The sequence below is a fragment of the Mycobacterium sp. ML4 genome, from assembly GCF_054515735.1.
The window spans coordinates 77,611-88,881 of sequence record NZ_JBTNSY010000009.1; the positions used below are offsets into that span (position 1 = coordinate 77,611).

General features: G+C 65.7%; 9 protein-coding genes and 1 pseudogene. 7 read left to right on the forward strand and 3 right to left on the reverse strand.

Features of this window, described 5'->3' with window-relative positions:
• Positions 1-27 precede the first annotated feature (27 nt).
• Positions 28-579: a GNAT family N-acetyltransferase gene (locus ACX9NE_RS12130; RefSeq protein ID WP_459363839.1), complete on the reverse strand. Its 552-nt coding sequence runs from the start codon at positions 577-579 to the stop codon at positions 28-30.
• A complete protein-coding gene (locus ACX9NE_RS12135) occupies positions 576-1,784 on the reverse strand; it encodes a serine hydrolase domain-containing protein (RefSeq protein WP_459363838.1) in 1,209 nt (402 codons plus the stop codon). The genes ACX9NE_RS12130 and ACX9NE_RS12135 overlap by 4 nt, the downstream gene beginning before the upstream one ends.
• A 394-nt stretch (positions 1,785-2,178) precedes the next feature.
• Between ACX9NE_RS12135 and ACX9NE_RS12140 the strand changes: the two genes are divergently transcribed.
• The 4 genes from ACX9NE_RS12140 to ACX9NE_RS12155 all read left to right on the forward strand — a co-directional run bounded on the left by ACX9NE_RS12140 (position 2,179) and on the right by ACX9NE_RS12155 (position 7,009).
• Complete coding sequence (locus ACX9NE_RS12140) at positions 2,179-3,033, forward strand: LppX_LprAFG lipoprotein (RefSeq protein ID WP_459363897.1); 855 nt, start codon at positions 2,179-2,181, stop codon at positions 3,031-3,033.
• Positions 3,034-3,348: 315 nt separating this feature from the next.
• Positions 3,349-4,821 carry a fatty acid desaturase gene (locus ACX9NE_RS12145; protein ID WP_459363837.1) on the forward strand — a complete coding sequence of 491 codons (1,473 nt, stop codon included), beginning with the start codon at positions 3,349-3,351 and terminating at the stop codon, positions 4,819-4,821.
• Entirely contained in the window at positions 4,818-6,005 is a 1,188-nt protein-coding gene (locus ACX9NE_RS12150) for a type III polyketide synthase (RefSeq protein ID WP_459363836.1), read from the forward strand. Before ACX9NE_RS12145 ends, ACX9NE_RS12150 begins: the two co-directional genes overlap by 4 nt.
• On the forward strand, positions 6,005-7,009 hold the full coding sequence (locus ACX9NE_RS12155; protein ID WP_459363835.1) for a sulfotransferase domain-containing protein: 1,005 nt from the start codon (positions 6,005-6,007) through the stop codon (positions 7,007-7,009). The genes ACX9NE_RS12150 and ACX9NE_RS12155 overlap by 1 nt, the downstream gene beginning before the upstream one ends.
• Here ACX9NE_RS12155 and ACX9NE_RS12160 read toward each other — a convergent pair.
• Positions 7,006-7,659 (reverse strand): class I SAM-dependent methyltransferase, encoded by a 654-nt coding sequence (locus tag ACX9NE_RS12160; protein WP_459363834.1) that lies wholly within the window; start codon positions 7,657-7,659, stop codon positions 7,006-7,008. The genes ACX9NE_RS12155 and ACX9NE_RS12160 overlap by 4 nt on opposite strands.
• Positions 7,660-7,959: 300 nt before the next feature.
• Here ACX9NE_RS12160 and ACX9NE_RS12165 point away from each other — a divergent pair, with 300 nt between their 5' ends.
• The 3 genes and pseudogenes from ACX9NE_RS12165 to ACX9NE_RS12175 form a co-directional block, all read left to right on the forward strand.
• Positions 7,960-9,357 carry a PPE family protein, SVP subgroup gene (locus ACX9NE_RS12165; RefSeq protein ID WP_459363833.1) on the forward strand — a complete coding sequence of 466 codons (1,398 nt, stop codon included), beginning with the start codon at positions 7,960-7,962 and terminating at the stop codon, positions 9,355-9,357.
• 50 nt (positions 9,358-9,407) lie between these two features.
• On the forward strand, positions 9,408-10,736 hold the full coding sequence (locus ACX9NE_RS12170) for a PPE family protein (RefSeq protein ID WP_459363832.1): 1,329 nt from the start codon (positions 9,408-9,410) through the stop codon (positions 10,734-10,736).
• 23 nt (positions 10,737-10,759) lie between these two features.
• Positions 10,760-11,220: pseudogene (locus ACX9NE_RS12175) on the forward strand (AMP-binding enzyme); the annotation flags it as partial.
• Between the last annotated feature and the right edge of the window lie 51 nt (positions 11,221-11,271).

Here is an 11,271-nt window from a genome sequence, read left to right on the forward strand (position 1 = left end):
CGCTCGGCGCCCAGATGGCGCAGCGACTCAGCGCAGGATCTTGGCGTAGAGCAGGCTGTCGTGCGGATCCGGCCCCATGGTCGGGTACACGGCGTGGCGGCGCAGCCTGCCCTCCAACGTGAACCCTGCGCGCTCGAGCAGCCGCGACGAACGCGAGTTGTCGACATGGCACGTGGCCCAGACGCGGTACACCCCGGGGTCGGCCGCCAGCTGGTTCAGCAGCAGCTCGATCGCTTCAAACATATAACCCATGTCCCACCAACGCCGTCCGAGGCAATAGCCGATCTCCACGGAGTAGCTCACCGGGCGCCGGCAGCTGATCAATCCCACAATCTCATCGCTGCGGCGCAGTGTGATCACCCAATTCCGCTCTGCCTTGGTGGAGATGAGCTGTTCGATGAGCACCCGCCGGGTTTCGACGACGTCGGGATGCGCTGTCCACAACAGAAAGCGGGTGACCTCGCGGTCGCGCGCGATACCGTCGAATATCTCGCCGGCATCCTCGACAACAGCTGGGCGCAACAGCAACCGCGCGCCTTCAAGGTGCGTCGGCGGCCGCTGGTAGGAAAAGCCGCTCACAGCAACCCCAGAGCCCGATAAGTGTGGCGGACGAATCTGGGCTGCGCGGTTCGCAGTCTGGCCAAAACCGGTTTACCGGCCACGGCCTGGGCCGCGTTCACCGTCAGGTCAGGGCAGTACTGGATGAAGTACAGCAGAATCAGGTCCGCGCTCGGGTCGGCCTGCCACCATGTCCCATATGCGCCGGGCCAGCTGAATGTCCCGACGCCCCCGGGCCCGAACAGGGGCGCAGCCCTGGCCGGGTCGGTCACCACCGAAAGGTTCAGCCCGAATCCGCGGCCGACCCAGTACGGCGAGCCGAGAAAATTGTGCCGCTTCTGTTGTTCGGTCAGCCGGTCGGTGCGCATCAGTCGCGCCGACTCGAGCGACAACACCCGGACACCGTCGAGCCAACCGTCATTCAGCAGCATCCGCACGAATCGCAGGTAGTCATCGGCCGTCGACCACAAGCCGCCGCCTGCGTTGCAGAACGACGGTGGCTTGACGTGCGGCGGCCCCATCACGTCATGCCGCAATTGATCGTTTTCGTCGTGCCGGTACATCGTCGCCGCCCGCGGCCGCGAAGCGGGCGCCACGAAGAACCCCGTGTCGGGCATGCCCACCGGGCCCAGCACCCGCTCGTCGAACACCTCGTGCAGAGGCTTGCCGTCGATGCGGGACGCGATCACTCCCAGCACGTCGATCGAGTGGCTGTAGGTCACCTTTTCGCCGGGTTCATGCACCAGGGGCAGGGCGGCCAGCTCGGACAGCCACACGTCCGAGCCCTGATTGAAAGGCAGCCGCAGGTAGGCCCGCGAGATCGGTCCGGTCACCGAGAAGCCGTAGGCCAGGCCGCTGGTATGAGTGAGCAGATCCTCGATCAGGATGGCGCGCCGCGCGGGACGGGTCCGGTCCAGCGGGCCGTGCGGGTCGTCGAGCACCTGCATGTCAGCCAGCTCCGGAACCCACCGCGCGATCGGATCTGTGAGTGCCAGTCTGCCCTCGTCGACCATGCTCATGATGACTGCCACGGTGACCGGTTTGGTCATGGATGCGATGCGAAACAGGGTGTCGTGCTGCATCGGCAATTTGGCCTCGAGGTCGCGGTAGCCGACCTCGTTGACCTGCAACAGTTCTCCGCGGTGCCATACGACGGTGACCGCTCCCGAGAGCAGTCCGGCGTCGCAGACCTCGCGGATCGTTGCCTGGTTGCCGTCGAGATTCACTGGGCTCAGGTTAACCGGTCGAATCAACTGCCCGGACCCAGGGAGCAGCGCGTGCGCTCATCTGAATTCCGTATGAACTCCGCAAAGATCAGCGGGGCCCGATGCGCCGGCGCCGATCCGGCGACAGTTAATTCCGCGAATCTGTTTGCAGCGCATCGGCCTCGTGTTACTGTCGCGCTCTCCGGCAAAAGCAATCTGGGGAACGTGCTGTGAGGGCTGCGGCAGGCCGTCAAAGACGGAGTCGTTGCTGGTGAACCAGGGTGCGGGTGGGCAGTCACCGAGATCCGCGACCAGTGAGCGCTGGTCGGTACACCGGGCTGCGCTCATGCCGTACGACGAGGGCAGCGACTGGCTGCTCATCACCACCGGTTGGATTACTCAGCAAAGGCTGGCCATGAATGGCTTGATGTCACAAGCGCAAATCTCCCACCGACGTGTCTCCCGTCGACGCTCGACTCCCGTTGTCGCGATCGTGTTCGCGGCAGCACTCGTCGCAGCGGTCGCCGGATGTGGACACAAATCCTCAACCGCGACCTCCCAGACTTCGGGTTCATCGGGAACCTCTGCTGCGACGTCGTCCGGGGCGGCATCCGGAACATCCGCCGCCCCGTCGCCGGAAGCGCAGCAACTTCTGCAGGACGCCTCCAAGGCGACCACCGCGCTGCGCTCCCTGCACGTCAACCTGCAGACCACCAACATCACCACCTTGCCGATGGAAGCCGTCAACGCTGACGTGACCAACCAACCGCAGGGCAACGGCCAGGCCGTCGGTGACGCCATGATCAGGCTGCAGCCCAAGACGCCGGCGGTACCCAAGCAGTTCGTCGTCACCAACAAGACGATGTACACCAAGAACGAGGCGGGGGCCTACACGTCCGTAGGTCCGGCGGACAAGATCTACGATCCCGGCGTCGTTGTGGACAAGGACAAGGGAATCGGCGCGGTCGTCGGCAAGGTCGCCAACCCGCAGTCCGGTGGGAACGAAACGATCGACGGCGTCGCCACCATGAAGGTGACCGGGACCATCGACCCAGCGATCATCGACCCGCTGGTGCCGCAGATCGGTAAGGACGCGAAGGGCCCGCTGCCGGTCACCCTGTACATCGCCGATGTGAAGGCGCCGGGAGCGCCCGGCACGCCGCCGAGAGCCTACCTGGTGCGGATGGTGATCGACAAGGACCAGGGCCACGTCACGATCACATTGTCGAACTGGGGAGCCCCGGTAACCATCCCGAATCCGGCCGGATAGCAGCTCGGGAGGGTAGTGAACTCCGGATCGGGAACCGGCCTAAGGCATGGCGGCTGCGCCTGCTCCGTGGGTCGGTTCCCGACCGCGGTTCGGCTCGATCGGGGGCGACGGGGGGCTGGCTTGTGACGGCACAGGAGATTCTCACCATGCCTAGGATCGGGTGGGCGTGCTTGCGGCCGCGGCGGTTTCGCGGCTCGCCAGTCCGTTGAGAATCCGCACAGAATCCTTCAAGGCCGCGCTCCCACGCTTGGGGCCAGCTCGCCGGAACCACCGGTGCGCAGCCGTTCTCACCCCAACAGACCTGCAGGAGCACGAATGACCAACGACCTCCCCGAATTACAGGAGCGTGGTCCGGGTCCACACCCCGGGCCCCCACCGGGTGGGCCCCCTGTGCTGCCAGATGTCTGGGTATACAACGGACAGGCCTACGACCTGAGCGATTGGATATCGAAACATCCCGGCGGTGCGTTCTTCATCGGTCGTACCAAAAACCGTGACATCACGGCGATTATCGCGTCCTATCATCGGGACCCGGCCGTCGTCGAGCGGATCCTGCAACGCAAATACTCATTGGGCCGAGAGGCGACACCGCGCGACATTCATCCCAAGCACAATGCCCCGCCGTTTCTTTTCAAGGACGGCTTCAACAGCTGGCGCGACACCCCGCACTACCGTTTCGACAACAAAGAAGACCTGATGCACCGGGTGAAGGCAAGACTGACCGAGCCGCGGCTGGCTGCCCGAATCAAACGAATGGACCGGCTTTTCAACATCGTGGTCGCCATGCTGGCGGTCGCCTATTTCGCGGTTCAGGCGCTGCGACTGGTCGAACCGAATTGGATGCCGTTGTGGGCGTTCGTGACTGCGATGGTGCTACTGCGCAGCTCACTGGTGGGATACGGCCACTACGCGTTACACCGTGCCCAGCGAGGGCTGAACCGGGTGCTTTCCAACACTTTCGATTTGAACTACATAGCGCTGGCGTTGGTGGTCGCCGACGGGCATACGCTGCTGCATCACCCCTACACTCAGAGCGACGTCGACATCAAGAAGAACGTGTTCACGATGATGATGCGGCTGCCACGGCTGTATCGCGTGCCGGTGCATACCCTGCACAAATTCGGCCACCTGGTCACCGGCATGGCCGTCCGGCTCGCCGACGTGTGGAATATGACCCGCAGGGTGGGTGTCAAGGAAGGCTACGGCAGCTGGCGCAACGCGCTGCCGCACTTTCTGGGATCCGCCGGCGTCCGCTTGCTGCTGGTGAGCGAGATGATCGTCTTCCTGGCAGCCGGCGACTTCTGGTCCTGGGCTTTGCAATTCGTCGCGACGCTGTGGGTCAGCACCTTCCTGGTGGTGGCCAGCCACGAGTTCGAGGATGACGATCACCCGCCGGCGGTCAACGTACTGGACTGGGGTGTCGACCAGGTCGAGCATGCGAACGACCTGACCGTGATCGGCAACCGGTATGTCGACTGCTTCTTGTCGGCGGGGCTGAGCTCACACCGCGTGCATCACGTATTGCCGTTCCAGCGCAGTGGATTCGCCAACATCGTCACCGAGGACGTTTTGCGCGAAGAGGCGGCCAAGTCCGGTGTCGAGTGGTTGCCCGCGAAGAGTTTCCTCACCGACCGGTTGCCCAAGCTGTGCCGGACCTACCTACTGTCACCGTCGCGTGTTGCCAGAGAACGCAATTGGGGTCTATTCCGCGAGCACTTCTCGCCTGCGGCCTGGAAGGAAAGCGTGAACTACGTGGCCGGCGGCTTCGTCGGAATCGGGTCGGTATGAGCACCACAGCCGAGGGCGGCACGGTGCTGCCATGCGCCGACCAGTCCGAGATTGAGCTGGCTCAATTGCCGCCCGCGCCCCCGACCACCGTCGCGGTGATCGAGGGCATCGCGACCGGCGGGCCCCAGCGCGAGGTCGGTCAAACCACGGCCGCCGCGCGTGTGGCGCAGTATTTCATCGAACCCGCACAGCGGGAACGCATTCCGCGGCTTTATCAGAAGACGCGGATCGACACCCGCCGCATGGCCATCGATCCGCTGGATCCGGAGTTCGATGCGTTCCGGCGCAATCCCGCGACGATCCGGGACCGGATGAATCTATTCTTCGCCCACGCGGTTCCACTGGCGGTGGACACGGCCAGGCGTGCCCTGGCCGGCCTGCCGTACGGGGTGGACGAGATCGGTCTGCTGGTGTTCGCCACCAGCACCGGCTTCATCGCGCCCGGAGTGGATGTCGCGGTGGTCAAGGAACTTGGACTGTCCCGTTCGGTGTCACGGGTGGTGATCAACTTCATGGGATGCGCGGCCGCGATGAACGCGATCCGAACGGCCGCAACTTACGTGCGCGCGCATCCCAGCATGAAGGCGCTGGTCGTGTGTATCGAATTGTGTTCGGTGAATGCTGTTTTCGCCGATGACATCAACGACGTCGTGATACACAGTCTGTTCGGCGACGGCTGCGGGGCGTTGCTGATCGGGGCCGGCCAGGTTCAGCAGCCGCTGCCGGCGGGCAGCGTGGTGATTCGCAGCAGCTTCACCCGCCTGCTCGACGACGCCGAGGATGGGATCGTGCTGGGCGTCAACCACAACGGCATCACCTGTGAGCTGTCGGAGAACCTGCCCGACTACATCTATCGCGGAGTGGAACCCGTGGTATCAGAGATGTTGCGAGACAATGGTTTAGCGAAATCCGACATCGACTTGTGGGCAGTTCATCCCGGCGGGCCGAAGATCATCGAGCAGTCCGTGCGTTCGCTGGGCATCTCCGCCGAGGAGGCGGCACACAGCTGGGACGTGCTGGCCCGTTTCGGCAACATGCTCAGCGTGTCGCTGATCTTCGTACTGGAAATGATGGTGCGGCAGGCGGAGTCGGCCAAACCCATCTCGACGGGGGTAGCGTTCGCGTTCGCGCCCGGGGTCACCGTCGAGGGCATTCTCTTCGACATCATCAGGCGGTCGCAGTGATGAGGCGCATCGGTGAAGGCCCGTCGGGTGAGCAGACCATGGTGAGCGACCGGGTGCTGTACCGCGAGTTGATGACTGACAACCTGCGCTGGGATGCGCTGCGATTGCGCGACGGCGACATCATCATCTCCACCCCACCGAAATGCGGCATGACCTGGACGCAGCGACTGGTGTCGCTGATCATCTTCGACGGGCCCGAGCTGCCCGGGCCGCTCTCGACCGTGTCACCGTGGCTCGACCAGACCATCCGCCCACTCGACGAGGTCATCGCGACCCTGAACGCTCAGCGCCATCGGCGGTTCATCAAGACGCATACGCCGCTGGACGGCCTGGTGCTCGACGACCGTGTGACGTACCTGTGCGTGGGACGCGATCCGCGCGACGCGGCGGTGTCGATGCTGCACCAGACGGTCAACATGGACCGCGACCGGGTGAGGATGCTGCACGAGGCGGCGGTTCCGCAGGCAGAGCGGCTGGGACCGCCGGATCCTGAGCCGGGACCCGGGCGCGCGGTGATGGACGAATTCCGGCACTGGATGGAGGGTCCGGCTTTGCCACCCCCGGGGGTGGGATTCACTCCGCCCAAGGGGATCGGCACCCTGGCCAATGTGATGGACCAGTTCGCCAAGGTCTGGGAGCGGCGGCACCTGCCCAACGTGGCACTGTTTCACTACGCCGACTATCAGGCAGACCTGGTGGGCGAGATGGTGCGACTGGCCCGGGTGCTCGGTTACGATCTGGCCCGCGAGCGTGCCCAGGAGCTGTCTCACTACGCCACGCTAGGTGAAATGCGTTCCCGTGCAGCCGAAGTCGCACCCAACACGACTGACGGGATCTGGCGCAGCGATGAACAGTTCTTCCGTCGCGGTGGCAACGGGGAGTGGCAGGAGTACTTCACCTACCACGAGTACCGGCGCTACAACCACAGAATCAACCAGCTGGGTGCACCGGACATGCTGGCCTGGGCGCACGAGGGTCGCCGCGGCTGCGACCCTGATCGTTAATCGCGGCGCAGCGCGCGGACGTACCAGAACGTCATCTCGACTTCGGTGCCGTCCATGTCGCGGTTGAGCGTGACCTGATCTGCCGTGTCGATCTCCCAACCGGCCCCTCCGAGGACGTCGTGCAGGGTGTGCTCGGACACCGACGGTCGCGGCCAGTCCGGACTGGGCGCGGTGGCGTCGGAAAAGCAGCTAATCAGCAGGCTCGCGCCCGGCCTGGTCGCGCGGTGCGCTGCGGCCGCATAGCTGCGCTTCCCGTCGTCGTCCAGGCAGTGGAACATGCCGCTATCGATGATGGTGTCGAACGCTGCGGCGTACCCGTCGAGTTTGGTGGAGTCGGCGGCGGCGAATGTGACGTCGACTCCGGCGTCGCGGGCTCGCCGTTGCGCCGTGTACAGCGCCGTCGGTGAGATGTCCAGACCGGTCACGTGATATCCCTGTTTGGCCAGATAGACCGCGTTGTCGCCGAGACCGCAGCCGATGTCCAGCACGTCGCCGTGCACCCACCCGGCGTTGTGCCACGCGATGACGCTCTCTTTGGGGGCCTTGGTGTCCCACGGGGGCGTGTGCACCGGGGGAAGGCCTTCGCCCGGGCTCTCGCCGCGGTAGAGGGCGTCGAAGTCGATATGTGGGGAGGAACTGGGGGAGTTCATTTTCACCAGGGTAGACCTGTCCGGGCGGGCGGGGCCCTTCCGCGCTCTGAAAGTGGTTGGCGCGGCCGTTTTTCGCCCCGAGGCGCACCGCCCGACGCACCGTTATTCCAACCGAGACCGGTGTGGCGAAGTCTCTGAAGCGACGAAACTTGTTGCGGCGCAACCGTCGCCGAATGCACGGCGCCACCCGTCCAGCCAATACAGCGTGGACTCGCGCGGGTTTCGCTGTCCGGTCGCGCACCATGAGCGGTGCCGATAAGCTCGCCTTGACCGGGGTGAATTACAGGGGAGCAACGAGCCATGGATTTCGGGAGCTATCCGCCGGAGGTCAACTCGGCCCGCATGTTTGCCGGTGCTGGGTCAGGACCGTTGTTGGCCGCGGCCGAGGCGTGGGCTGCGCTCGCCGCCGGACTGCATTCGGCGGCGAATTCGTATAGGTCGGTGGTTTCGGCATTGACCGCTGGTCCCTGGTTGGGGCCGTCGTCGGCGTCGATGAGCGCTGCAGCGGCGTCGTATGCGGCGTGGTTGCGAGTCACCGCCGCACAGGCCGAAGAAACCTCCGCCCAGGCCAAGGCCGCGGCCGCTGCCTACCAAACCGCGTTTTCGGCGACGGTTCCGCCGCCGATCGTGGCGGCCAACCGCAGTCAGCTGATGACCCTGGTCGCGACCAATGTGTTCGGAATAAACACCCAGGCGATCGCGGCCACCGAAGCACAGTACGGGGAGATGTGGGCCCAGGACGCGGCGGCGATGTACGGCTACGCAGCCTCGTCAGCCGCGGCGACGGCGCTGACGCCGTTCAACCCACCCCCGTCGACCACTAACCCGGGCGGATTGGCCGGCCAAGCCGCCGCCGAGGCCACCGGCATCGTGCCGAACACGCTCCAGCAAGCCTTCACCGCGGTGCCCAGCGCGCTGCAGAGCGCGGCGGCCCCGGCAGCGGCCGCGGACGACCCATTGTTCCTGCTGTCCCTGCTGGCCGATCTGTCCGCCATCACCTTCGGCGTATCGGCGGGAATCGCTACCATTGGTATCGGCGTGCCTGCCGCCGTGCTCGGGATAGTGAATCTTCCGGTGGCCGTCTACAGCACCCTGGTGGGTCTGCACAGCGACGAGGTCCTCAGCGAGTTGGATAGCGTGGAACCTTACGCGGGCGCGGAGCTGGCGCCAGTGAAGCCGTTGTCGGCGCCGCTGCTCAACTTGCCGGGTGGCACGGTGCCGTCGCCGAGGCTGTCGGTCGGTCTGGGCGAGGCGAACGCCGTCGGGGCGTTATCGGTGCCGCCAGCGTGGACCGCTGCGACACCGGCGGTGCGCCCCGTGGCGTACTCGCTGCCGGCGCTGGGCGGTACCCCGTCCGGGGCCGCCGCCGCACCGGCGGCGGGAGCCGGCACAGGCACCCTGCTCGCCCAGATGGCGATGGCGGGCATGGCCGGACGAGCGATGGCCGGAACGGTTGGTTCCGGCCGGAGCGCCGGCAAGGAGGCCATGAAGGCGACCGGGGCCGCTCGCGCCCGAATTGCGGCGGCCGCCGGTGAGAAGGCGGGATCTCGCGAAATCGACGAGGCACCCAGCGACAAGCCTCGGGCAGTGGTCACCGGAGTCGCGGCCGAGCTACGTGAGTTCACCAAGCTCCGCGACGAGGGGATTTTGACCGACGAGGAATACACCGAGCAGAAGAACCGGCTGCTCGGTCGCTGAACCGCCCGTCGGGCAACTGCCGCGGTCATCGAGAAGAGGTATGCGCAGCAATGGATTTCGGGATCTATCCGCCGGAGGTCAACTCCGGGCGGATGTATGCCGGTCCAGGCGCGGGCCCGATGCTGGCGGCTGCACAGGCCTGGCAGAGCGTGGCGGACGAGCTGTACACGACGATCAGCGGATACCAGTCGGCGGTGTCCGAACTCACGGAAGGGGCTTGGTCGGGTCCGTCGTCCGTGGCGATGAGCGTAGCGGCCGGGTCCTACGTGGAATGGCTGAGCGCCACCGCTGCGCGGGCGGAACAGACCGCCGCCCAAGCATGGACCGCGGTCGCCGCCTACGAGGCGGCGTTCGCAGCCACGGTGCCACCGCCGGAGATCGCCGCCAACCGCGGCCTGCTCGCGGTGCTGGTGGCGACCAACTTTCTGGGACAGAACACACCGGCGATCGCGGCCACCGAGGCGCTTTACGCCGAGATGTGGGCGCAGGACAGCATGGCGATGTACAACTACGCAGCCTCGTCGGCAGCCGCGTCGGTGCTGACTCCCTTCACCCCTCCGCAGCAGAACACCGACCCGGGCGGGACGGCCGGCCAAGCCGCCGCGATAAGCCGAATCGGCACCCTCGCCGGCACTGCGCAAGATGCCATATCGGTTGTGCCGCAGGCCTTGTCGGCGATGTCGGTACCGGCCGAGTTGGAACTCGTGACGCTCTTGCTCGATCTCTTATTCATTGCGCCAATCGACGCCTCGGCCCTTTTCGCGGTCATACCGGCAGACGTGATTGGTAACTTCGGGGAATTCCCTCTCGCCGCGTTCACCGCTGCTTCAGGTTCCGATGACGATGAGACTATCAGCGAGTGGGAGGGGGTAGAGCCGTTTGCGGCGCCCATTGCGAACCTGCCCCCCGGCGGTATTTCCACGCCGACGCTGTCAGCGGCTCTCGGCCAGGCGAACATGGTCGGGAAAATGACGGTGCCCGCGAGCTGGACCCAAATCGCCACTGCTGCAGCCGAAGTGCGCCCAACCGCGCTGGTTACACCGTTGGCGGGTGCGGACCCGGCGGCGGGGCCGGCGGCATCAGGCAACGTGTCGAACACGTTGAACCAGATGAGCATTGGCGCAATGGCCGGGCAACCGACGGTGGGTTCGCAGGCCGCCGCGGGCGGGCAGAAGAACGCCGCGGCGGCTCAGCTCATCGGCTCTAACGAGGATGTGCCGGCCGAGGAGGTTGAGGTGATAGCAGCGCCGCGGACCGTCATGACCGGCGTTGCCGCCGCGATCCGCGACATCGCCGCACAGCGCGCCGCTGGACTGCTGAGCGAACAGGAATACACCGAGCAGAAGAAGAGCCTGCTCGAAATCTCGTTCGGCCAGTAGATCAGTCTCGCTGCACGCGCCGATGCGGTTACCGCTATCTGGGTGGGGCGCCGCCGTTGTCGGCGACCTGGGACGGGTTCCGTCCCGCAGGCGACATCGGCCACCTGGATTAGGGCGGCTATCTCTACATCGTCGAACGCCGCGCCGACATGATAATCAGCAGCGGCGCCAATGTCCTTCCAGCAGAAGTGGAATCGGCTCGGGCGGGGCACCCAGGCATCGCCGGTGTCGTGGTGATCGGAATCTCCGATGAGCCATAGGGCCGCCGGGTGCACGCGGGGGTGCAACGCTTCGACGGTGCGGCGCTGACCGAACAACAGGTGATTGAGTACGCCGAAAGCCGGCTGGCCCCGTACCAGCCCCCAAGACCGTCGAATTCGTCGACGCGATTCCTCGCACGTTGGCCACCACGGTGAACCGCTCGGCGATGATCGCGGCCCGCGGCAGCGGAGCGCCTCGCATACCCCTCATCGGACCGTGTTAGGCTGCCCGGCAGTCGACATCCTTTAACGATCCGTCCGGAGAGGCGGAGAAG

Bases quoted from the DNA above. Each gene is read 5' to 3' on its own strand.
- ACX9NE_RS12140 (WP_459363897.1), top strand. From the start codon at position 2,179: ATGAATGGCTTGATGTCACAAGCGCAAATCTCCCACCGACGTGTCTCC.
- ACX9NE_RS12165 (WP_459363833.1), top strand. From the start codon at position 7,960: ATGGATTTCGGGAGCTATCCGCCGGAGGTCAACTCGGCCCGCATGTTT.
- ACX9NE_RS12170 (WP_459363832.1), top strand. From the start codon at position 9,408: ATGGATTTCGGGATCTATCCGCCGGAGGTCAACTCCGGGCGGATGTAT.
- ACX9NE_RS12145 (WP_459363837.1), top strand. From the start codon at position 3,349: ATGACCAACGACCTCCCCGAATTACAGGAGCGTGGTCCGGGTCCACAC.
- ACX9NE_RS12150 (WP_459363836.1), top strand. From the start codon at position 4,818: ATGAGCACCACAGCCGAGGGCGGCACGGTGCTGCCATGCGCCGACCAG.
- ACX9NE_RS12160 (WP_459363834.1), bottom strand. From the start codon at position 7,659: ATGAACTCCCCCAGTTCCTCCCCACATATCGACTTCGACGCCCTCTAC.
- ACX9NE_RS12155 (WP_459363835.1), top strand. From the start codon at position 6,005: ATGAGGCGCATCGGTGAAGGCCCGTCGGGTGAGCAGACCATGGTGAGC.